The organism is Flavobacterium succinicans LMG 10402 (assembly GCF_000611675.1).
Taxonomy (GTDB): domain Bacteria; phylum Bacteroidota; class Bacteroidia; order Flavobacteriales; family Flavobacteriaceae; genus Flavobacterium; species Flavobacterium succinicans.
The window spans coordinates 1-22,891 of sequence record NZ_JATV01000003.1; the positions used below are offsets into that span (position 1 = coordinate 1).

Annotated in this window: 23 protein-coding genes, 1 tRNA gene and 1 pseudogene; 17 read left to right on the plus strand and 8 right to left on the minus strand. The window is 35.8% G+C overall.

Annotated features, from left to right (window positions below; genetic code table 11):
* On the plus strand, positions 1 to 381 hold a 381-nt coding region (locus AO58_RS16895; protein ID WP_306372105.1), incomplete at its 5' end, for a nitrilase-related carbon-nitrogen hydrolase.
* A gap of 100 nt (positions 382 to 481) precedes the next feature.
* On the opposite strand, the gene AO58_RS0103050 is transcribed toward AO58_RS16895, so the two are convergent.
* Entirely contained in the window at positions 482 to 913 is a 432-nt protein-coding gene (locus tag AO58_RS0103050) for a cytochrome c oxidase assembly factor Coa1 family protein (RefSeq protein ID WP_024980290.1), read from the minus strand.
* Between the two features lie 5 nt (positions 914 to 918).
* A complete protein-coding gene (locus AO58_RS0103055) occupies positions 919 to 2,586 on the minus strand; it encodes an Ig-like domain-containing domain (protein ID WP_024980291.1) in 1,668 nt (555 codons plus the stop codon).
* Between the two features lie 182 nt (positions 2,587 to 2,768).
* On the opposite strand from AO58_RS0103055, the gene AO58_RS0103060 reads away from it, so the two are divergent.
* The 5 genes from AO58_RS0103060 (at position 2,769) to AO58_RS0103080 (ending at position 7,035) form a co-directional block, all read left to right on the plus strand.
* Complete coding sequence (locus AO58_RS0103060; RefSeq protein WP_035717320.1) at positions 2,769 to 3,752, plus strand: hypothetical protein; 984 nt, start codon at positions 2,769 to 2,771, stop codon at positions 3,750 to 3,752.
* Entirely contained in the window at positions 3,712 to 6,027 is a 2,316-nt protein-coding gene (locus AO58_RS0103065; protein ID WP_024980293.1) for a hypothetical protein, read from the plus strand. The genes AO58_RS0103060 and AO58_RS0103065 overlap by 41 nt, the downstream gene beginning before the upstream one ends.
* Positions 6,028 to 6,059: 32 nt before the next feature.
* Positions 6,060 to 6,461 (plus strand): methylmalonyl-CoA epimerase, encoded by a 402-nt coding sequence (gene mce / locus AO58_RS0103070; RefSeq protein ID WP_024980294.1) that lies wholly within the window; start codon positions 6,060 to 6,062, stop codon positions 6,459 to 6,461.
* A gap of 137 nt (positions 6,462 to 6,598) precedes the next feature.
* Positions 6,599 to 6,672 (plus strand) — tRNA-Ile (locus tag AO58_RS0103075).
* A gap of 129 nt (positions 6,673 to 6,801) precedes the next feature.
* Complete coding sequence (locus AO58_RS0103080) at positions 6,802 to 7,035, plus strand: Fjoh_0651 family PID-CTERM protein (protein WP_024980295.1); 234 nt, start codon at positions 6,802 to 6,804, stop codon at positions 7,033 to 7,035.
* A gap of 35 nt (positions 7,036 to 7,070) precedes the next feature.
* On the opposite strand, the gene AO58_RS0103085 is transcribed toward AO58_RS0103080, so the two are convergent.
* Positions 7,071 to 7,658 (minus strand): riboflavin synthase, encoded by a 588-nt coding sequence (locus tag AO58_RS0103085; RefSeq protein ID WP_024980296.1) that lies wholly within the window; start codon positions 7,656 to 7,658, stop codon positions 7,071 to 7,073.
* 57 nt (positions 7,659 to 7,715) lie between these two features.
* Between AO58_RS0103085 and pdxA the strand changes: the two genes are divergently transcribed.
* The 6 genes from pdxA (at position 7,716) to accC (ending at position 12,742) form a co-directional block, all read left to right on the plus strand.
* Complete coding sequence (pdxA, locus tag AO58_RS16900; protein WP_035717323.1) at positions 7,716 to 8,759, plus strand: 4-hydroxythreonine-4-phosphate dehydrogenase PdxA; 1,044 nt, start codon at positions 7,716 to 7,718, stop codon at positions 8,757 to 8,759.
* Between the two features lie 102 nt (positions 8,760 to 8,861).
* Positions 8,862 to 9,425, plus strand: a complete 564-nt coding sequence (locus AO58_RS0103095; RefSeq protein ID WP_024980297.1) for a YceD family protein — start codon at positions 8,862 to 8,864, stop codon at positions 9,423 to 9,425.
* 9 nt (positions 9,426 to 9,434) lie between these two features.
* Entirely contained in the window at positions 9,435 to 9,629 is a 195-nt protein-coding gene (gene rpmF, locus AO58_RS0103100; protein WP_007137315.1) for a 50S ribosomal protein L32, read from the plus strand.
* Between the two features lie 174 nt (positions 9,630 to 9,803).
* On the plus strand, positions 9,804 to 10,802 hold the full coding sequence (locus tag AO58_RS0103105) for a beta-ketoacyl-ACP synthase III (protein ID WP_024980298.1): 999 nt from the start codon (positions 9,804 to 9,806) through the stop codon (positions 10,800 to 10,802).
* Positions 10,803 to 10,825: 23 nt separating this feature from the next.
* Entirely contained in the window at positions 10,826 to 11,311 is a 486-nt protein-coding gene (gene accB, locus AO58_RS0103110) for an acetyl-CoA carboxylase biotin carboxyl carrier protein (protein ID WP_024980299.1), read from the plus strand.
* An 84-nt stretch (positions 11,312 to 11,395) separates the two neighbouring features.
* A complete protein-coding gene (gene accC, locus AO58_RS0103115) occupies positions 11,396 to 12,742 on the plus strand; it encodes an acetyl-CoA carboxylase biotin carboxylase subunit (RefSeq protein ID WP_024980300.1) in 1,347 nt (448 codons plus the stop codon).
* A 53-nt stretch (positions 12,743 to 12,795) separates the two neighbouring features.
* On the opposite strand, the pseudogene AO58_RS18410 reads toward accC, so the two are convergent.
* From AO58_RS18410 to AO58_RS0103135, 4 genes and pseudogenes are all read right to left on the minus strand, one after another.
* Positions 12,796 to 12,987 (minus strand): annotated as a pseudogene (locus AO58_RS18410) (helix-turn-helix domain-containing protein); the annotation flags it as partial.
* A 130-nt stretch (positions 12,988 to 13,117) separates the two neighbouring features.
* The gene (locus AO58_RS0103125) at positions 13,118 to 13,447 is read right to left on the minus strand and encodes a hypothetical protein (RefSeq protein WP_024980301.1); all 330 of its coding nucleotides are present in this window, start codon (positions 13,445 to 13,447) and stop codon (positions 13,118 to 13,120) included.
* Between the two features lie 106 nt (positions 13,448 to 13,553).
* Positions 13,554 to 14,750 (minus strand): C1 family peptidase, encoded by a 1,197-nt coding sequence (locus AO58_RS0103130; RefSeq protein ID WP_024980302.1) that lies wholly within the window; start codon positions 14,748 to 14,750, stop codon positions 13,554 to 13,556.
* A 78-nt stretch (positions 14,751 to 14,828) separates the two neighbouring features.
* Positions 14,829 to 16,730, minus strand: a complete 1,902-nt coding sequence (locus AO58_RS0103135; protein ID WP_024980303.1) for a S9 family peptidase — start codon at positions 16,728 to 16,730, stop codon at positions 14,829 to 14,831.
* A gap of 347 nt (positions 16,731 to 17,077) precedes the next feature.
* Between AO58_RS0103135 and AO58_RS0103140 the strand changes: the two genes are divergently transcribed.
* From AO58_RS0103140 to porT, 5 genes are all read left to right on the plus strand, one after another.
* On the plus strand, positions 17,078 to 18,190 hold the full coding sequence (locus AO58_RS0103140) for an NAD(P)/FAD-dependent oxidoreductase (RefSeq protein ID WP_024980304.1): 1,113 nt from the start codon (positions 17,078 to 17,080) through the stop codon (positions 18,188 to 18,190).
* Positions 18,190 to 18,939: a monofunctional biosynthetic peptidoglycan transglycosylase gene (gene mtgA, locus AO58_RS0103145; RefSeq protein ID WP_024980305.1), complete on the plus strand. Its 750-nt coding sequence runs from the start codon at positions 18,190 to 18,192 to the stop codon at positions 18,937 to 18,939. Before AO58_RS0103140 ends, mtgA begins: the two co-directional genes overlap by 1 nt.
* Positions 18,936 to 19,880 (plus strand): lipid A deacylase LpxR family protein, encoded by a 945-nt coding sequence (locus AO58_RS0103150; RefSeq protein ID WP_024980306.1) that lies wholly within the window; start codon positions 18,936 to 18,938, stop codon positions 19,878 to 19,880. The genes mtgA and AO58_RS0103150 overlap by 4 nt, the downstream gene beginning before the upstream one ends.
* Positions 19,881 to 20,658: 778 nt before the next feature.
* A complete protein-coding gene (gene ubiE / locus AO58_RS0103160) occupies positions 20,659 to 21,390 on the plus strand; it encodes a bifunctional demethylmenaquinone methyltransferase/2-methoxy-6-polyprenyl-1,4-benzoquinol methylase UbiE (RefSeq protein WP_024980308.1) in 732 nt (243 codons plus the stop codon).
* A gap of 21 nt (positions 21,391 to 21,411) precedes the next feature.
* Positions 21,412 to 22,131: a type IX secretion/gliding motility protein PorT/SprT gene (porT, locus tag AO58_RS0103165; RefSeq protein WP_024980309.1), complete on the plus strand. Its 720-nt coding sequence runs from the start codon at positions 21,412 to 21,414 to the stop codon at positions 22,129 to 22,131.
* Here the strand turns inward: porT and AO58_RS0103170 are convergent.
* The gene (locus AO58_RS0103170) at positions 22,128 to 22,862 is read right to left on the minus strand and encodes a TrmH family RNA methyltransferase (protein WP_024980310.1); all 735 of its coding nucleotides are present in this window, start codon (positions 22,860 to 22,862) and stop codon (positions 22,128 to 22,130) included. The two genes, porT and AO58_RS0103170, sit on opposite strands and share 4 nt — an antisense overlap.
* Between the last annotated feature and the right edge of the window lie 29 nt (positions 22,863 to 22,891).

Sequence of the window (22,891 nt, forward strand, 5' to 3'; positions counted from 1 at the left end):
TGGGAAAATCCAGCTGAAAATCGCATTCAGTTCGAAGAAAAAATCCATGCGATTGATGAAAAAGTTGATCTAATTGTATTGCCTGAAATGTTTACCTCAGGTTTTACCATGCGTCCAGAATTGGTTGCCGAAACGATGCAAGGGGAAACGATAGAATGGTTGCGACAATTGGCAAAAGCCAAAAATGCCGCTATCACTGGAAGTTTAGTGATTGCCGAATACGGAAATTTCTATAATCGATTGGTCTTTGTTTTCCCTTTGGGAGAAGTAAAGTTGTATGACAAAAGACACTTGTTTACTTTGGCGGGAGAAGATAAAAAGTATACTGCAGGCAAAGAAAAAGTCATAAAAAACCACAAGAATCCGAAGGTGTTTTTGTAGCTACTTTGGATAAAAATGCACTAGTAGAAACCAGACAAAAACTAGGTTTCTTGAAGGATAAAGATGATTTTGAAATCAAGTAAAGTGAGTTTAATACCTTTTATTCAGGCACATGGATTTCTTTTTTTGGATTTTTACAGCGTATGGTAATCTTTTGAAAAATCCATTCGTTTCCTTTTTTGTTGGCTGTAAAATCCATTTTTCCCTGATTAAGATTTCCTTTGATTCTAATGGTCGAAGCTATAGAGGTATCGTTATTAGAATAAACAATATTGCCTTCCAAAATAGTTAATTTGTCGATTGCTTCAATGGTACCGATTGTAGTTTTAACATCCGAATTCGCATTGGCTATAGCAATCGCTTTTTCAAAAACTTTAGTATCAGAATAGGCTTTGATAAACTGAGGAGCTTCGTTATTTAAAACTGGAATAATGGTATAAAAAGTCAAAAATAGGATTGCAATTGTAGCTGGAAGTAGCCATTTCCAATTTCGTTTCGTCCAAGAATCGTTATCAATTACATCATTGTTCATCGCTTCTATTTTTTCTTCTTCTTATCCTTGTCCTCTTTCTTTTTAGGTTCAGGAGTGTAAGGGATGCTGAGGTCAAAAGTTTCGTTGACGTTCCAATTTGCTCTGACATCTTTTATAATTTTCGAATAATAGATTACTTCTTCTGCTTGCCGTTTTTCTAAATAATTTCCACTATCCCATTTTCTGTTTTTGTTGTCATCATAGATAACTCTTAGGATGTAATCTTTAGGTTCTAGGAAATTGAATTCAACTTTTGTGTTTTTTTCGGAGTAATCGTAAGCAAGTACTTCTCCTTTTTCATTTGTTAATTCAACAATGACAGGAAAACTTTTTGCGTTAGCTAAGCTTACGGTCAAATTCCCATAGTCACTTTCATTTCGGGTTTCCAATTTGTAGGTTAAAGTGTCATTTGATTTTTCAAAGAAATCTGTTAATGCGCCGGGTAACAATTGAATTTGATATTTCTCTGAGGTCTTTTTCGGAAAGTTTATTGCTAATTTCTGATTAAAATCATCATAAACAGGCGTGAAATCTGTGATTTTTGTTTTGCTGTCCGTTATGAAAATTTTGCTTTTGTCCATCTTAACCAAAGGGGTGTTGGATTCTAAAGTAAAATGATCTCTCATGTGCAAAATACCGCTTTGAACAGCGCTAATGCTCAGAGTGTCCTTTTTTTGATTTTTGATTTTTAAGCTAAAGTCATTTTGATATACTTCTTTTTTAATATTCAATTGTAAAGAATCTATTTTTATTGGCTTGAACCAAACTTGAAGGGAATCTTTTTTGGGGAATTGGGTAACAATACTTTCGAGCGTTTCGCTATTGTTTTTCAAGATAATTTTAGGTTTTGACAGCTCAAAATCTTGCTTACCATCATAGCCTATTACTAATCTATTCCCTGAAGCTTGGTAAGGTTTGTAGGCTTTAAAGGGGAGTACTTCTTTGAATAATTCAATTTCATACACGGTGTCGTTTGGAATGGTAACATATTGTTTATGGAATCCGATTTTTTCCGACTTTGGGTTGAATTTATTATTGTTGTTGCGGTCTTTCATGGCAACCAAAAGATATTTACCTGCTTTAAGATTTTCTAAACGAAAGGTTTTTAAGCTGTCCAATGTGTTGGTAATGTATCTTGGTGAGCTGGTGTAGACAACTGAATCTTTGAATTTTTCGTTCACCTCATACAACATCACAGAAACAAAGGATTCGACTTCTTTTTCATAAGCGTCTTTTACTTTTCCGCCCAAGGCAAGCGAATCAATGTAAGGACCCGTCGAGAAAACATATTTAAATTGGTTCAAAGGATTGCCTTCGTTGTTATCGGTAATACTTTGACCGAAATTAAAACTATAGGTTGTATTGGGTTGTAGGGTGTCTTTAATTTTAATGGTAAGGTATTTCGTTACAGTTGATGGAATAATCAGCGGTTCATTTTTCATGGGTGGCGAAACGATGAGTTGCTTTTCTATGCCTTTTAATTTTACATACTCATCAAAAGTGAGTTTGATTTCGTTGCCTTTAAAATTAGTACTAAAGTTTTCTGGGAAACTCATCTTTAGTGTTGGAGCAATAGTATCTTTCAGGCCGCCTGTGATACTTCCTTTTTTGGCACAACCAATACAAAGGAATAGAAGTAAAATTGAAATTAGACGATATTGGGATTGCGACATAGCAGTTTTGAATTAGGAACTACAAAATAACAATTATATTTACTGTAATCGAAATAATTTAGCGATTTATTGGTATGTCTTTTGTAGTAAAATTTAGGCTTTGGATGTTTTTGCGTGTTGGTTATTAATATATTTGTTAAGACTATTAATTCTTATGCCTTTTGAAAAATAAATTGGGTTTTATGCTTTTATTACTTTTGCTTTTGGCTTGCCAACCTAGCAAAAAACCGGCTATATCCTTTTATTATTGGAAAACCATTTTTGAATTAACTCCAAAAGAACAAGAAGTATTGGCGCTAAACAACGTCCAAAAACTCTATGTGCGTTATTTTGATCTTACTCTAGATGTTGCTGCTCATCAAGTTTATCCCGCAAGTCCGATTCATTTTACAGCATCTATTCAGCAATTTACCGTAGTTCCTGTGGTGTACATTAAGAACCAAATTTTTTTAGACACCACAATTGCAATACCTGATGTAGCTCAAAAAACATTCGATTTAATCACAAGAATTAATGCTGCTAATGGGATAGCTTGTCAAGAGATTCAGCTGGATTGCGATTGGACATTGAGCACGAAAGAACGCTACTTGGAGTTTGTTGAGGTTTTTAAAAGAATTTCAAAAAAAAGAATTTCAGCAACCATTCGATTGCATCAAGTAAAATATTTCAAAAAGACTAAAATACCCAATGTTGATTCGGGGGTTTTGATGTATTACAATATGGGGAAAATTGCCCCTGATTCGCTCAATTCAATTTATGACCAAAAAATTGCCGAGAAGTATTTGGCAAGTTTAAAGAAGTATCCGCTGCAACTCAATTTTGCATTGCCTATTTATTCTTGGTTTATTCATATTCAAAACCAAAAAGTAATAGGTGTTCGTGCTAAACTGAGCGTAGCTGATTTAGTAAAGGATGAAAATTTTAAACGTGAAAGCGAAAAATATTTTAGAGTCATACAATCAAATTACAAAAATGGAGTTTTTTATCAAGAAAATGATGTCTTGAAATTAGAAGCGATTGCTGCTTCAGATTTGTTAGAAATGGCCTCAGATTTACAAGAAAACACTAAAAAATCTCCCAACGAAATACTATTTTACGATTTAGATCAATTCAATTTTAATAACTATGAAAAATCAATTTTTGAGCAAGTTATTGCTGTTTTTTAGCGCCATTTTTCTATTTGTGTATGGTATAATTTACGCTTGTGGTGGTGGTTGGGATTTTAATGATTTTTCATTTGATTCTAATTTTACTCCCGAAACCTTTGTCGATGCTTCTTACGAACCACTTTTTTTATCTGGGGATGTTTTTTATTCCATTGGCTTTGAAGATAATTATAACACGAGGTTCAATGCATCGATTAGAACCGATTGGGAAACGTATCTAAAAGGGAAAGCCGATTCAGCCACGGTGCATTACTTTTTGTTTGACAGTAGTGCAGTAGCGGTTCAAGACATTTATGCTTTTTATAAAACCAAAAAAAGTACTAAAAACGTGGAGATATGGGATTCCAAATTAAAGTTAAAAGACACAAAAATTAAAAACTTTATCGATTTCTTGTATCTAGCAAAACAAATAGAAACCGTTTCCGTAAACACTGATTATTGGAGCTATGATCCCGTTCCGGTAAAAACGTTTAAAAAAGAAGAGACAGTCAAAACCATCGAAGCTAATTATAAAAACACTAAAAATGCTTTTCTAAAAAACAGGTATTGGTTTCAAACCATGAAGGCTTATTTTTATAGTGATAATCGCAAAGAAGCTTTTGATTTTTTTCAAAAAACAGAAGCAACTGTTCCTAAAAATGAATTGTATTATCGCGCTTTGTCTTATTTGGCTGGATTTTATTACAAAGAAAAAGAGTATGCCAAGTCTAATTATCTTTATGCGATAGTTTTTGATAAATGCCCTGAAATGCGAATCGTTTCGGCTTACAATTTTCATCCTCAAGAGGAGAATGATTGGAACGCTTCCTTGGCTATGGCCAAAGATAATCAGGAGAAAGCAGCGCTTTGGGCGATTCAAGGGTATTACAAAGACGAGGTTCGTGCTGTGGAGAAAATTTTTGAATTAGATCCAAAATCTGCCCATTTGGATTATCTCTTGACGCGTTTGATTAACAAAACAGAACGTAATATGAATCATTCTTTTTCTAAAACAGTAGAAAGTAATGATGTAAAAAAACAAACCGTTTCTGAAAACAAATCCGATAATAAAAAGAAGATTGATGCTGAAGTTTTAGGATTAGTGACCAAAATCGCTGGTGCTGGAACCACGGTTCAACCCTATTTGTGGGATATGGCTTTGGGGTACTTGTATACTTTAACAGAAGATTTCTCTAAGGCAGAGGCTTTTTATACGAAAGTGGAACAAAAAATGCCTGCCAAAAAACTAGCCCATTATCAGTTGCGTTTGCTTCGTTTTGTAAATAATTTGAGCAAAATAGAAAAGTTAACGGCTCAAAACGAAAAGACGATTATTAAAGATTTGAATTGGTTGTATCACGAACTGCCTAAAGAAAAAGGAATTCCAGAATTCAGATTTTGGAATGCTACCAAATGGAGTAAAAAATATTTGGCTTCACTTTATAATGCTAGCGGCAACAGAGTGATGGCTGAATTGTTTGATTATACCAATGATTATTGGAGTTGGAGTACGGGGAATTCATTTTATGACTCAAGTTTGAATTTGCTAGCTATGAAAAACTTTTTGACAAAAACAAATAAGACTGATTTAGAGCAAGTAGGGGAAAGTATTTATGGTGTGAAATTGGCTGAAATAAATAATTTTCAGGCAGTCAAAGCTACTTTCAAAAATGATATTCCCGCAGCTATTGAGTTCATGAAGCAATCCGATTCGCTTCAAAATATCGTTTTTTATGGGAATCCTTTTAATGGTGGGATCAAAGATTGTCACGATTGTGATCATGTGGCCTATCAAAAAAGAAAATATTCACAATTAGATTTTCTGACCACTATCAAAACGATGCAAGATAAGATTTTGGCTAAAGAAGAGGTGTATACCAATAGTTTGTTGTTAGGAAATGCCTTTTATAACATCACTCATTTTGGGAATGCCAGAATGTTTTATGAGTCTCAAATTGCAGGATATGGTTCTACTCCCTATAGTTTTAGAGCGCCAATCAAAAAAATGATTACGGATTGTAGCTTAGCCAAAATGTATTATCAAAAAGCGTTTGAGGCAGCAAAAAATAAAGAACAAAAAGCCAAATGCTTATACATGATGGCCAAATGTGAGCGAAATGAATACTACAACAAGAAGTATAGCGCGATTGAGAGTGTTTGGGAAATTCCAGAGGAAGAAGTGAATTTTATCGCATTTGATGGTTTTGTAAAGTTGAAAACAAATTATTCAGATACCAAATACTATCAAGAGGTCATTGGAGAATGCGGATATTTCAGAACGTATGTCAATCAATAGTTGGTATATTTGCGGCTTTAAAAGTGAGAAAAATGAATAAAATTGAACACATAGGAATTGCGGTCAAAGATTTGCAAGCATCCAATTTACTTTTTGAAAAATTATTCGGAGTTCCCGCTTACAAAGAAGAAGAAGTGGTTTCTGAAGGAGTGAAAACGGCTTTTTTTCAAAATGGGCCTAATAAAATAGAATTATTAGAAGCTACTAATCCAGAAAGTCCCATTGCTAAATTTATTGAAAAGAAGGGAGAAGGCATTCATCATATTGCCTTTGATGTAACCGATATTGTTGCAGAAATAGCGAGATTGGAAAAAGAAGGATTTGTGGTTTTAAATCCAATACCAAAGAAAGGTGCCGACAATAAATTAGTCGCGTTTTTGCATCCTAAAACTACAAATGGCGTTTTAATAGAATTATGCCAAGAAATTAAATGATTTTTTTATTTTTTTTGAGGACTTCATTATCAGTAGATTCCGTTTTTTGATTTTATAAATGGTGATAAAATTTAAAATCCACGACCAAAATATTTGGTCTAAACCAAAAAAAATAGTAATATTGCAAACTCTTAACCGGTCCTATAGCTCAGCTGGTTAGAGCACCTGACTCATAATCAGGTGGTCCCTGGTTCGAGCCCAGGTGGGACCACATTTTGAATCAAGCCTCTGCTGTAGTTTACAGTAGGGGCTTTTTTTCATAAAAAAAACATAAATAATATTTTTTTATACAACAAAATAGTAGTTATTTTGCGCAACAATTTCCAAACTAATAGTTTACTTGAAAAGTACATATAGAAAATCATCTTATATTTTGGCTCTCTTACTTGTTTTGTGTAATGGAGGTATTTTTTTTGGTCAGCCAGCGTCTGTTCCTACTCCTTCTGGAGGAGGTATGCCGCCGCCGCCGCCGAGCTTGCCTGTTGACGATTTTATAGTTTCAATGCTGATACTGTCGATTTTTTATGGTTTGTACACCATTAATGATAAAATAAAAACAAAAACTCCAAGATAGCTTGGAGTTTTTGTTTTTATTGAGGATAATGTTTTTTAATGTAGCGAATGCAAACGTGTTACGTACTTGCCAATAACGTCAAATTCTAAATTGACAACGGTGCCAATTTCGAAATTGTGAAAATTAGTATGTTTATAGGTGTACGGAATGATGGCGACACTAAATTTGTTTTTTTCTGAATTCACTACAGTTAGGCTTACTCCGTTTACTGTTATTGATCCTTTTTCGATTGTGATGTTGTTTAAAGTAGTGTCGTATTCAAAAGTGTAGTACCAGCTGCCGTTGGTTTCGTAGGCTTCGATACAAGTTGCTACTTGGTCAACGTGTCCTTGTACAATGTGTCCGTCTAAGCGATCGCCTAGCTTCATGGCTCTTTCTAAATTAACTTCATCATTGATTTTCCATGACGAAATATTGGTTTTTAGAACGGTTTCGTGTATTGCTGTGACTGTGTATTCATTGTTTTGTATGGCTACTACTGTTAGGCAAATGCCATTGTGGGCAATGCTTTGGTCGATTTTAAGTGCTGAAGTTATGCTCGATGCAAGGGTAAGGTGCAGGTTGTTTTGTTCTTTTTTTATTTCTTGGACAATGCCAAGGGTTTCGATAATTCCTGTAAACATTCTTATTTTATTTTACTAAATTTGCACTTCAAAATTAGCAATAAAAAACGGGAGCTCATGAATAAAAGTGCAGAAAATATAATAGTTGGAATTTCAATTGGAGATCTGAACGGTATTGGAAGCGAAGTGGTCTTAAAAACTTTTGAAGATTCAAGAATGTTAGAGTTTTGTACGCCTGTGATTTTTGCGAATGTAAGAATTGTATCCTTTTTGAAAAAAAGTTTTGAATCTACTTCAAGTATTCAAGGAATTGATAAATTAGATCAGATAGTTTTAGGTAAGATTAATGTTTATAACCTATGGCGCGAAGGAGTTGATTTGAATTTAGGTGCCAATGATGATAAAGTAGGCGAGTATGCTGTAAAGTCTTTTGTAGCGGCGACCAAAGCACTCAAAGAAGGGATTGTAGATGTGCTTGTAACGGCGCCTATTAATAAATATAATATACAGTCGGAGGACTTTAAGTTTCCAGGACATACCGATTATTTGGCTCAGGAATTAGAGGGAGATGCCTTGATGTTGATGGTGAATGATAGTTTGAGAGTGGGATTGCTTACGGATCATGTGCCGATAAATGAGGTGGCAAAACACTTGACCGAAGCCTTGATTGTAAAAAAAATAGAGACTATTAAGCAATCGCTGATTAAAGATTTTAGTATAAATACGCCAAAAATTGCAGTTCTTGGTTTGAATCCGCATTGTGGTGATGGAGGTGTTATTGGTTCTGAGGATGAAACCCTGCTTAAGCCTACCATAAAAAAGTTATTTGATAAAGGGACCATGGTTTTTGGTCCGTTTTCAGCAGATAGTTTTTTTGGGAGCAATCAATATGAAAAATATGATGCGATTATTGCGGCCTATCACGATCAAGGATTGATTCCGTTCAAGACCTTGTCTTTTGGACGTGGTGTGAATTATACCGCTGGACTTGATAAAATCCGAACTTCACCAGATCATGGAACAGCGTATGATATAGCTGGAAAAAATCAGGCGGATTTTACATCGTTTAAAGAGGCGGTTTATTTGGCTTTAGATATCTATAAATCAAGAATACAACATCAAGAGGTGGTTTTAAATCCTTTGAAAACAAAAGAAAAATAGTTATAAACAAAAAAAGGTAAATAACATTATTAGATTTATAATAATTTTATATCTTTGCACCCCGATTCAGGTAATTACTTAATTGGGAAAATTATTGATGCCATGAACAAGAGAAAAGAATTCGTAATTCCATTTGTGGGATTGAAACTGGGAAAACATCAATTTGAATACCAAATCAATCGAGCGTTCTTTGAGATCTTTGACTTTAATGAATTTGAAAAATCAAACATCAAAGTAAAGGTGGTTTTAGAAAAAAAAGCCAATTTATTAGAGTTAGATTTTAAACACAAAGGCACCATTGAGGTAGCCTGTGATTTAACTGGAGAAGAGTTTGATTTGCCAGTTAAAGGCAAGATTAAGCTTATTGTACGTTTTGGAGAAACGTTTAACAATGATAATGAGGAATTATTAATTCTTCCATTCGGGGAATTTGAAATTGATATTGCACAATATATTTATGAAATGATTGTGTTGTCAGTTCCTTTAAGACGAGTACATCCAGGAGTAAAAGAAGGTACTTTACAATCAGAAGCTTTAGAGAAGCTAAGTGAATTGTCGGTGAAAAAAGAAGTGAAAGAAAAGAACAACAAGAATACAGAACAACAGAATAAAGACAATATTGACCCAAGATGGGACAAATTAAAGCAACTATTAACGGATAAATAATATAGTAAAATGGCACATCCTAAAAGAAAAATCTCGAAAACAAGAAGAGATAAGAGAAGAACACATTACAAAGCAACTGTAGCTCAAATCGCTACTTGTCCTATTACAGGAGAAGCACATTTATACCACAGAGCTTACTGGCACGAAGGTAAAATGTATTACAGAGGGCAAGTTGTTATAGATAAGTCTGTAGCTGTTGCTTAATATGTTTTAAAAAAAGAAATGATAGAACTCTCACTTTGTGGGAGTTTTTTTTATTGTTTATAATTTTTGTAAATAAGAAATTTCAAAACAATAGGTTTAGAATAAATTTTGTAATTTTCGGGTCTTTTAAATAAAAAAATCAAATAGTGATATTTGGTTGAAATAGTCTATATAATGAATACAATTACCGCAGCAATTACCGCAGTAGGAGGGTATGTTCCTGACTTTGTACTTTCCAATAAAGTGTTGGAAACTATGGTGGATACTAACGATGAATGGATCACTACTCGTACAGGAATTAAAGAAAGAAGAATATTAAAAGAAGAAGGAAAAGGAACTTCTTTCTTGGCTGTAAAAGCCGCTCAAGATTTAATAACAAAAGCCAATATTGATCCGCTCGAAATTGATATGATCATAATGGCCACAGCAACACCTGATATGCCAGTGGCGTCTACAGGAGTATATGTAGCTACAGAAATTGGAGCCACTAACGCTTTTGCATACGATTTACAAGCCGCTTGCTCTAGCTTTTTGTATGGAATGTCTACCGCAGCAGCCTACATTCAATCTGGTAGGTATAAAAAAGTTTTATTAATAGGTGCTGATAAAATGTCTTCGATAATCGACTATACCGACAGAGCCACATGTATTATTTTTGGTGATGGTGCTGGCGCGGTTTTATTCGAGCCCAATTATGAAGGATATGGTTTGAAAGATGAATATTTAAGAAGCGACGGCGTGGGTCGTGATTTCTTGAAAATTCCAGCAGGGGGTTCAATTCTTAGAACTTCTGCTCAAACGGTAGAAGAAAACATGCACAATATCATTCAAGACGGAAAAACGGTGTTTAAATATGCTGTAACTAACATGGCTGATGCAAGTGATTTGATCTTGCAAAGAAATAATTTGACGAATGAAAATGTAGATTGGTTGGTACCTCACCAAGCCAACAGAAGAATTATTGATGCTACAGCCAACAGAATGAATCTTGAAGAAGAAAAAGTATTGGTAAATATTGAACGCTACGGAAATACCACATCGGCTACTTTACCTTTAGTGCTTCATGATTTTGAAAAGAAACTAAAAAAAGGAGATAATATTATATTTGCTGCTTTCGGAGGAGGATTTACGTGGGGATCTATTTATTTAAAATGGGCCTACGACACAAAATAAATTAAAACTAAAACAAAACAATTATGGATTTAAAAGAAATTCAAAACCTAATCAAATTTGTAGCAAATTCTGGAGTTGCTGAAGTTAAATTAGAAATGGATGATGTAAAAATCACGATTAGAACTACACTTGAAGGTAACGTAACTGAAACTACTTATGTGCAACAGTTACCTACTCAAGGAGCGCTTCAGCCAGCACAAGCAGTTATACCACAGGCTGTTCCAGTAGCTGTTCCAGTAGAAGCACCAGCTCCATCAGAAGAGTCGAAATATGTTATCATTAAGTCTCCTATTATTGGAACGTTCTACAGAAAACCATCACCAGACAAACCCGTTTTTGCTGAGGTAGGAAGTACTATTGCCAAAGGAGATGTGCTTTGTGTTATCGAAGCGATGAAACTTTTCAATGAAATTGAATCTGAAATTTCTGGAAAAATAGTAAAAATCTTAGTAGACGATATGTCTCCTGTAGAGTTTGACCAACCTTTATTCCTAGTTGATCCATCATAATTTTTAAAAATTCCAATAGACAAATCACAAAATCCAAGGAATTGGAATTTGAAGATTGGAATTTGTAATTTTAAAAAAAAGAAGATGTTTAAAAAAATATTAATAGCAAATAGAGGCGAAATTGCTCTTAGGGTTATTAGAACGTGTAAAGAAATGGGCATTAAAACAGTAGCGGTTTACTCTACTGCTGATGCGGATAGTTTACATGTTAAGTTTGCTGATGAAGCCGTTTGTATCGGACCAGCTCCAAGTAACTTATCGTATTTGAAAATGCCAAATATAATTGCAGCTGCCGAAATTACCAACGCAGATGCCATTCACCCTGGTTACGGTTTTCTTTCTGAAAACGCTAAGTTTTCTAAAATATGTCAAGAACACGGTATTAAATTTATTGGTGCTGCACCAGAAATGATTGATCGTATGGGAGATAAAGCTTCTGCAAAAGCGACTATGATCGAAGCAGGAGTACCTTGTGTACCAGGTTCTGTTGGAATTCTTGAATCGTATGAGCAAGCGGCAGAATTAGCGGACCAATTCGGATACCCTGTAATGTTGAAAGCAACAGCCGGTGGTGGTGGAAAAGGAATGCGTGCGGTTTGGAAGCAAGAAGATCTATTGAAAGCTTGGGAAGGCGCTCGTCAAGAATCAGCCGCTGCTTTCGGAAATGACGGGATGTACTTAGAGAAATTAATCGAAGAACCTCGTCATATCGAAATTCAAGTAGTGGGAGATGCTTACGGTAAAGCGTGTCACCTTTCTGAAAGAGATTGTTCTGTACAACGTCGTCACCAAAAATTGACAGAAGAAACACCTTCTCCATTTATGACCGATGAATTGAGAGAAAAAATGGGAGATGCAGCAGTTAAAGCAGCAGAATACATTAAATATGAAGGTGCTGGTACGGTAGAGTTTTTAGTAGACAAGCACCGTAATTTCTACTTTATGGAGATGAATACTCGTATCCAAGTAGAACACCCAATTACAGAACAAGTAGTGGATTACGACTTAATCCGCGAACAAATCTTAGTAGCGGCAGGCGTGCCAATTTCTGGAAAAAACTATTATCCAAATTTACACGCGATTGAGTGTCGTATCAATGCGGAAGATCCATTTAATGATTTCCGTCCTTCTCCAGGGAAAATTACAACCTTACATATGCCAGGCGGACACGGCGTGCGTTTAGATACACACGTGTATTCTGGATATACTATTCCACCAAATTACGATTCGATGATTGCAAAGTTGATTACTACGGCACAAACTCGTGAAGAAGCGATTAGCAAAATGCGTAGAGCTTTGGATGAATTCGTAATTGAAGGGATCAAAACTACCATTCCTTTCCACAGACAGTTAATGGATGATCCTCGTTATATCGCAGGAGATTACACTACTGCATTTATGGATACTTTTAAAATGAATGATCCAGAATAGCCAAAGGCGAACTATTTTAAAAAAAGCGATTGTACTTATTACAGTCGCTTTTTTTAGTTTAGATCTTCGGGTAGCGCTAGTAACAATTGCTTTGGGGTACTACCAAAATGTTTTTTGAAGGTAGTTATAAAATGAGAAACACTTTTGTAACCAAGATATCCTGAAACCTCGCTGATTGTTTTTTTATCTAAAGGCAATTTGCGCGCTCGTTGCATTCTCAATTGGGTGATAAAGGAATGAATGGTGCTATTATAGCGTTGTTAGAATCCTTTTTTTAGTTTGCATTCATTCAATAATACCGCTCTTGACAATTGTTTGATGGAGGGATTTTGAAGATAATTTTTTTCCAAAATAATTTAGCATCACTTAGTTTTTCTATTTCTTCATTATGTTGTGAAGACCAACTTTCTTTTCACTTTCGCAAATTTGAGTCGTCAAAAACAGGGCTTTAAGTTTTGACAGTAAATAATAATGGACTAAAGCTCCTTCGTGTGAATTGGTTACTATTTCTTCTAAAATGGAGATCATTTCATAATTAACGTGGATTTTATAAGTACCTAATTCAACAGGCCTGTTTTGTATTACTTCATTGTAAAAAGGATGACTTTTAGCCCAGTGTTCATTTTTTAATAACCCAAGATAGAATTTTTTGGATAAGAGTATTCTAGTGTAATGTAGTTTTTCGTCATGGCTTGACATTTGCATTTCTGCATCGTAATGCTTGAGATATCCTAATTTAGTACTTGTTTATAAATGAAAAAGGAGTCTGAGGTTAAATTCAGACTCCTTTTTTTTTGGTATTTAAAAAGTATTATACTCCAAGTTTCTTGGCAAGATCAGCAGAAAGTGCTGTTTTGTTTACCATAAAAGCCGTTGTTTTATATTTCACGTAATTTTTAGTCACATATAAAAAACCTTTGTAATCATTGGTGGCTCCCCAAGAATTTTTTACGATATAATATTCTTTACCAGTTTGATCTTTTGCAAGTCCAACAATATGCATGGCATGATCGTCAGTAGTTTGATAATTATCAAAGGCTTTTTGACGTAATTCTGGAGTGATTTCTAGCTCAGGTTTTGGACCATTAAAAAGGTTTTCTTTTTCTTCATTGCTCATTTCGTCCATTTTTTTGGTAGGAACGAAAGCAATGCCATTTTTCCAACTAAAGCTTTTTTCACTAACATCAGAAGCCCAAGCTACTGTGTATCCGTTTTTCAAAGCATGATCGATGATGTCGGTCATTTCGTCCATTTTTACGTTGTATACTTGATCAAAAGACCAGTTGTCTGGAACCATCAACATGGTTTTGGTATAGTAAGGTGCGTCTGTAAAAGAGGAAATTTCAATATATTCATCTGGATTAATTCCTACCACTTCTTTGGCGAAGGATTGAGGCGTGTAATTTTTGCCTTTGTAATTAAAATTTTTAGGAGCTTCACCTAGATAAGAGTCAATTACTGCGGTATATGCTTTTTCCCAATTTGGAGTCAATTCTCCGTTTGGATTTTTTACTACTGCTGCTAAAACACCTTCTATGATGGCTGCCATTTCAGCAAACTTATTTTTGGTAGTTCCATAGTTTAAACCAGTATAAACTTCTTGAGGTACCGCACCATATTTTCGGTACATATTGATTACATCATGACAGGCGCCGCCATCGCCAAGTGCTACAGCTCCGTGCATGCGTACATAATTTTTTCCTTTTTCGATGTAGGCATTACGAGCCGAGAATATTTGAGCCAACTCTACGGGTTGCTTCCCTAAACGAATCATTTCAGATTCTAAGTACGAATTGGTAGAATAACTCCAACAAGTTCCTGAAGAACCTTGGTTTTTTACCGAGGTAGTCGCTAAGTTGATAACATCTTTGAATTTGAAACTCTCTTTGCTTTTCTCGCTAGCATTTATTTTTAATGAATTGACTAGACCGTCTTGTGCGGTAACCGTATTTATGCTCAATGAAACAGCTGAGGCTACCAATAAATTTTTAATTGAAAATAGGGACATTTTTTTCTGTTATTTTTAAATTTAGAATGAGATTAAATGATGTTTCGTTACTCAAAATAAAGAAGCAACGATTTTAATTTATAAGGTTTCTTTCAACCATTTATAGAATTCTTTTTGCCAAACTTGGGCATTTTGTGGTTTCAACACCCAGTGGTTTTCTTCCGGGAAGTATAAAAAGCGGCTTTTGACACCTCTTAATTGTGCCGCCTGAAAGGCTTCTTGTGATTGCCCAATTGGCACTCTAAAATCAGTTCCTCCTTGTATAATTAATATTGGAGTATTCCATTTGTCTACTAAAGTAATTGGGTTAAAAGTAGTGTATGATTTTTGCGCCACTTTATTGTCTTTTTCCCAATATGCACCTCCAAAATCCCAGTTGTTAAAGAAGACTTCTTCGGTGGTGCCAAACATACTCTGCGTATTGAAAACACCATCGTGAGCTATAAAAGTCTTGAAACGATTGTTGTGAATTCCAGCCAAATAAAACACAGAATAGCCACCATAGCTAGCGCCTACACATCCCAAACGGGATTTGTCTACATACGATTCTTTGGCAACATCATCAATGGCTGATAAATAATCGTCCATCACTTGTCCGCCCCAGTCACCTGATATTTTTTCGTTCCATTCTTGTCCGTGGCCGTACATTCCTCTACGGTTTGGAGCTACTACTACATAGCCTTGTGCTGCCATCAAAGAGAAATTCCAACGGAAGGAATAACTTTGTGTTAAAGGAGATTGTGGTCCACCTTGGCAGTATAACAATGTCGGGTATTTTTTAGTTGCATCGAAATTCGGAGGTAAAATCACCCAAACCAACATTTTTTTGCCATCGGTTGTTGTGACATAGCGACGTTCGGTTTTGCTTAACGCTAAAGTGTTGTAGGTTGCGGTGTTGATATCAGACAATTGTTTCCAAGTGTTTTTCTTTAAATTATAAGAAAAAATTTCTGCAGCGTGATTCATATCGGTTCTCGTTACCAAAACTTGGTCGCCGGAAAAGCCAATAATATCACTTACGTCGAAATCACCTTTGGTAATTTGGCGTACTGTTACCGCTATTCTAGTCATTCCCGGGAAGTTTACCACAAATAATTGCTTGGTACCGTCTACTGCAGCTACAAAATAGACGTTCTTTCCGTCTTGACTCCACATAAATTGGTCTACACTTTCGTCCCAATTGGCGGTAAGGTTCATTTTCATGCCTTTGAAATCTACAATGATGTCATTTTTATCGGCTTCATAACCATCACGTTTCATTTGCAACCAAGTCAAGTGACCCGCTGGCGAGAATTGAGGCGCCGTGTCGTACCCTAAATTGCCTTCGGTTCGGTTGATGGTTTTACCAGTTTCGAGTTGGTATTCGTAAATATCTGTATTCGTAGAAATAGCATATTGTGTGCCTGCTTTTTTCTTGCATACATACAAAATGCTTTTGCTATCTGGTGACCAAGTATAATCTTCGTCTCCACCAAAAGGTTTTTGTGGGCTATCGAAATTTTCACCTTTTAGGATATCGATTCCTGTGGCGCCTTCTTTGTTTTCTTTATAAAACACGTGGTTGAATTTACCTTCATTCCAAGTGTCCCAGTGGCGGTAATCTAGACCGTTGTAGATTTGTACATTCGATTTTTCCAGTTCGGGATAGAAATCTTTTCCGTGTACTTTGTCGATTTTTACTTCTTCGTTATAGACAAGATATTTTCCGTCGGGCGAGCTGTTTTTGTCGTTTAGCAGCCCTTTGGTGTCTTTAATTTCGATGGCATTGCCGCCTTCGATGGGAAGCGAATACAACTTAGAGCTGGATTTGTTTTCAGCCACAGAGGGTGTGCTAACTTTATAAATGACGTTTTTTCCGTCTTTTGAAAGGCCTAGAGGTGTTATGCGACCTAGTTTCCAGAGCAGCTCGGGAGTCAGTGTGTTTTGAGCCATTGTTGTCAAACTCATCAGGGATAGGGTTAATAAAAGAATCTTTTTCATTGTTTTCAATTTTAAAAACGTAAAAATAATCATTTAAATCGACTTGTTTTGGATTGCTGAGCGTTCGCTTTAAAAAAGAAGGTAGATATGAATGACACTAATCGAAGTACATATAATATTAATAGATTCGTGAAAATGTAACTATTCAGGTATTTTTTTGGACATTAATTGCCTCCAACTTTAGTTGGAGGGGTGAATTTTTTCAAAAGCAAATATCTTGTGGTGCACTTAGTTTTAGCCCAGATGGGAACGGCATCCTTTTCTATTTTTCTTTAAAATAGAAAAGATACAGTGGACAGCTGGAAATAGCTCCTAAAAAATAGTATTTTTATAAAAATTTTCGAAAGATGCATTTGAGTTATTGGGAAATAAAAAATTGGTTTACCGACGTAGATTACACGATTGTCGGCAGTGGCATTGTTGGTTTGCATGCCGCGTTGCGATTGAGAGAGCGATTTCCTACCGCTAAAATCTTGGTGTTAGAGAAAGGAATGTTGCCACAAGGTGCCAGTACCAAAAACGCTGGATTTGCTTGTTTTGGAAGTCTTTCGGAGATTGTCGAAGATTTGAAAACGCATTCCGAAGAGGAGGTAATTGCTTTGGTGCAAAAGCGTTGGTCGGGTTTGCAATTGTTGCGCAAACGGATTCCTGATGCGGTTTTGGATTACAAACCTTTTGGCGGCTATGAATTGTTTTTGGAAGACGAAGAGAGTTTGTACACTGAGTGTGTCAACAAAATGCCTTTTGTCAATGAAATTTTGAATCCCATTTTTAGAGGTGGCGTTTTTACGAAAGAAGTGGATCGTTTTGGATTTAAAGGGACAAAAGAATACCTGATTTTTAATCCTTTTGAAGGACAAATTGATACCGGAAATATGATGCAAGAATTGTTGCGTCAAGCTGTAGCGGCCAATATTTTGATTCTGAACCAGCAAACGGTTACGGGGTTTGGGGATAAGGGTTCAGGTGTTGAAGTAGCCTTAGGGGATTTTAGTTTTACGACCCAAAAGTTATTGTTTGCTACCAACGGTTTTGCTGCCGAACTCACGCAAGGTCAAGTAAAACCCGCACGAGCTCAGGTGCTGATTACAGAACCTATTCCGAATTTGGACATTAAAGGAACTTTTCATTTGGATCGCGGTTATTATTATTTTAGAAATATTGGTGACCGAATTTTATTAGGCGGTGGACGAAACTTAGCTTTTGAAGAAGAAACCACCACCGAAATGGGGCAAACCGAAATTATTCAAAAAAAATTGGAACAGTTGTTAAAAGAAGTAATTTTGCCGAATCAAGAATTTGAAATTGCACACAGTTGGAGCGGTATTATGGGTATAGGCGCAAGCAAGAATCCGATAGTAACCAACCTGTCCCAAAATGTATATTGTGGCGTCCGAATGGGCGGAATGGGTGTGGCAATTGGCAGTTTAATAGGAACCGAATTAGCAGATTTAGTATAATGGCAACCAAAATTACCCCAAAAAAGACAACTTCAAAAAAACCGGTGAAGAAACAAGAATCTAGTTTTGGAAGTACAATAAAACGCTTTCTTTTCAAGGCGCTAATATGGTTCTTTGGGCTTTCTGTTTTTTTTGTGGTGCTGTTTAAATTCGTTCCTGTTCCTTTTACACCGCTTATGGTGATTCGTTATTTTGAAAATGTTGCTGACGGAAAAGAGAATCATTTTAGTCACGATTGGGAACCCATCGAAAATATTTCTATGAATTTGCAAAAAGCCGTAATCGCTAGCGAAGACGGTACCTTTTTGACCCACAATGGTTTTGATTTTTTGGCGATGCAAAAAGCCTATAAAAGCAACGAAAGAGGACGAAAAATAAAAGGCGGAAGCACCATTTCGCAGCAAACCGCCAAAAATGTCTTTTTGTGGCAAGGTAGAAGTTACTTGCGCAAAGGCTTAGAAGCTTATTTTACCGTACTAATCGAAATGATTTGGGGTAAAAAGCGCATTATGGAAGTCTATTTGAACAGCATCGAAATGGGCGATGGCGTGTATGGCGCCCATGCTGCGACCCAATATTGGTACCGAAAAGACGCCTCGAGTTTGACCAAAATGCAAGCCGCAGGAATTGCCGCTATTTTACCCAACCCGCGCAAATACAAAGCGACAAGTTCCTCTTCTTACATCAACAATCGAAAAGCCAAAATTGTTCGTGTAATGGGGCATGTAGGAACTATAAACTACAAATGAGACAGTTAAAACTCTTGTTTTTACTGCTCTTTGTGATGCCTTTTTTGGGTTTTGCCCAAACTTTCGATAGGCAGCAAGTGGGAATAGAGTTAGACAATGATTTGTATGCTTCTTTAAAGAATGACCGCTATTACACCAATGGAATTACACTGTTTTATGCGTATTTAAATCAAAAACAATCCTCAACTTTATTAAAAAAGACTACGGAATTCCGATTAGGGCAATACATTTATACTCCCAGAACCCGATTGGCCAACGCCATTAAAGACAACGATCGCCCTTTTGCAGGGTATTTGTTTGGAGAGGTCAATCAAACCTTTTTTATGGCCAACCATACCGTTTATCAAGGAGCGGTGCAAATAGGTTATGTAGGCCCCAACTCCTATGCCGAAGAAATGCAAAACGGATTGCACGATGCCTTTTCGTTGCGCCATGTGCAAGGTTGGCAAAACCAAATCAAAAATACCTTTGCGTTGCAGACTCAATTTCGCTTTTCCCAAAAGCTTTTTCCAAACGCCACTGCGACTCATTTTGATGTTCATTTTCAAGGACAAGCGACTTTAGGAACTGTGCAAACTGGTCTTAATTCTGGTTTTTTTGCAAGAATAGGTTTGAAAAATTTGCAACCCATAGCCCATTCTAATTTTTATAGTGGCGGAGTTTTAGGCATTACCAATACAGAGGAATTGTATTTTTTTATCCACCCTAGTTTGCAGTACCAAGCCTATGACGCAACGGTTCAAGGCGGCTTTTTTGGGACACAAAGCCCCGTAGAATTAGACCTAATTCGTTGGCGCTGGCACACTGCCGTGGGCATCAAGTATCGCTACAACCATTTCAATTGTCAGTATACTTTTTTTTACCGCTCCAAAGAGGTCAACCATCCGGTAAACATCCCCTATTATTATGGGGCGATTGGGCTTACTTACAGCTTTAGGTAATTGATAAGGAGCATAACGTTTCCTTTTCATCACAACGCCTCGTCCTGCTCTCCGCTATATCTTTGCTTTTTGAAAAAAAAAGCAAAGGATGCCGCTGCGATCAGGGCTCATAAAGGACTTTTTGTTTTTTAGAAGAGCTATTTTTTTTAAAAAAAAAGTAGGAGTTAAATAAATACTTAATCTCTACTGTGAAGCTGGCATCAAAAACAAAAAAACATCCCGCAAAGGATGTTTTTTATTTGTAAAAAATGACTTGTAAAAGTGGGCTTACTCTTGCAACAGTATTTGTGACAACAATAATAAAATACCAATAAACAATATCGATCCCGTTACAGTAATGATAATGTTAGATATTTTTTTTGAGTAAAACTCAAAGTAGCCTTTAATACCAAATACCACAAAGATACTAAAGGCCAAAAAAATTAAAATTTCCAAAAACAAATTTAATCCTAAGAACGTAGTTTGCGCTTCAAAAAAAGAACCATTCCCGAAGGAAATAGTTTCAAAACTGCTAACAAGAACAAATGCGATTATTAGCGCAAGTATAAACCATTTGAGTTGTGCCATTAAACGAATACTTATCATTTATTTTTCTTTACTTGGCAAATTTGACTATAATTTCAGTGCCATACAATACCCACTTTTAGTGATATTTGCGTTTTTTTTGTTAAAATTTGATTTTTTTAATTGTCATTAAATTCATAGCCATTTTGGATTGCCTTGAAAAGCAATTCGCTGTTAATACAGTTTATAGTATATTTGTGCAAATTAAAAAATGATGTCCGAAAAAATAACTCCCTATAAAGATTCGCAACTTAGCAAAAAAGAACAAGTTGCTACTATGTTCAATACCATTTCAGGAAATTATGATAATTTAAATCGAGTAATTTCTTTTGGTATCGATATAAAATGGCGCAAAAAAGTATTGGATTTGGTTGCCAAATCGAATCCTAAAACCATACTTGACATTGCTACAGGTACAGGTGATTTGGCTATTTTAATGGCACAAACCCCTGAAAGTAAAATTATTGGATTGGATATCTCTGAAGGAATGTTGGCTGTTGGTGTTGAAAAAATTGCCGCAAAACAATTGTCTGATCGTATTGAAATGCTCTTAGGTGATTCAGAAAACATGCCTTTTGAAGACAACTATTTTGATGCCATAACCGTAGCTTTTGGCGTTCGAAATTTTGAAAATTTAGAAAAAGGATTGACTGAAATTCTGCGAGTGTTGAAACCCGGCGGAACTTTTGTGATTTTGGAAACCTCTGTTCCGGAAAAAACACCGTTCAAGCAAGGGTATCATTTTTACAGTAAAAATATCTTGCCACTCATTGGTAAATTGTTTTCTAAAGACAATACAGCGTATGGTTATCTGTCTGAATCCTCTGCTGCTTTTCCTTATGGTGAAAGACTAAACAATATTTTGCGAAAAACGGGGTTTATAGAGGTAAAAGATATGCCGCAAACTTTAGGTGTGGCAACAATCTATTATGCCACCAAAAAATAATTAGACACCCGCTGTTTCCCTATGAAGAAAATAACTGTATTCCTTTTTTTGATGTCTTTTGCTCTTGCCTCCGCTCAGTGGAATAAACGCCTCTTTAGCAAAGACCCCATCATCAATTTAGAAAATTTTCAAAAGCAAAAATTGCATTTTGGATTTTATATGGGTTTTAATGCCTATGATTTCAAAATGGATTACAAGAATAATTTACCAGATGTTTTGGTAAAAAGAAGTACAGGTTTTAACGTTGGCTTAGTTTCTGACTTGCGTTTACAAGAATACATTAATTTGCGCTTCGAACCGGGATTGTATTACACCAAGCGTGATTTGTATTATCCAAGTGATTACTTTCCGTTTACGCCCACGGCATCTGATCAATTACGTGAAGTGAATAGCACGTATATTCATTTTCCGTTGTTGGTTAAATTTTCGTCTTTACGAACAGGTAATGTTAGGCCATATTTACTTGGTGGAGGCTCGTTAACTTTAAATTTATCTAGTAATGCCAAGTCAATTGATGATAATGCAGAAGGTAAGTTTAGGGTAAAAGCATGGACACCCAACTATGAACTGGGTTTTGGGATTGATATTTTTTCAGAATATTTTATCTTTTCACCCTCCATTCGAGGCGTTTTTGGAATTAGTGACGAGTTAATTAGAGATAAAGACCCTAATAGTCCTTGGACCAATAACATCGAATCCATTAAGAGTAGAGCCGTTTTTATCAACTTTACGTTTCATTAAGAAGTACAGCCGCGCTTAAATTCGCTCAAAACAATGGCAGTGGCAGTGGCTACATTTAAACTTTCGGTTTGTTGTAAATCACCAAATCTAGGGATTGTAATGCGTTGTGTTACTAGGGCTTCAATTTCTGCAGAAATTCCATTCGCTTCGTTACCTAAAACAATAATGCCTTCGGTAGGAAGTGTTGAAGTATAAAGGTTGTCACCTTCCATAAAGGTTCCGAAAATTGGCAGTGAAGTGGTCTTGAGATAGTCCGTTAGATTTAAATAATTTACGGCTACGCGGGCTATAGATCCCATAGTTGCTTGTACAACTTTCGGGTTGTATAAATCGACAGTTTCTGCGGAGCAGACTACTTGGGTAATGCCAAACCAGTCGCAAAGTCTCAAAATGGTTCCCATGTTTCCAGGATCACGAATCGTGTCTAAAGCGACAATGAGTCCTGTATTGATGACTGCTTTTTCTTTTGGGATTTTAAATACAGCCAAGCAGGTATTAGGAGTGGTTAAAGCGCTGATTTTTTTTAGTTCACTTTCAGTAATTAGGCTTTTTTTAGAAGGTAAAACAGTTTCAAAATGATCCACTGTAACATACAAATGCTCTAATTCAAAATTAGAATGCAATAATTCTTGAATCCCTTTTACGCCTTCGGCAATAAATAATTGATGGGCGTTTCTAAACTTTTTTTGATGCAAACTTGAGATAAGTTTTATTTGGTTTTTACTAACCATAAAAAAATGTACTTTTGAATTAAATTTAT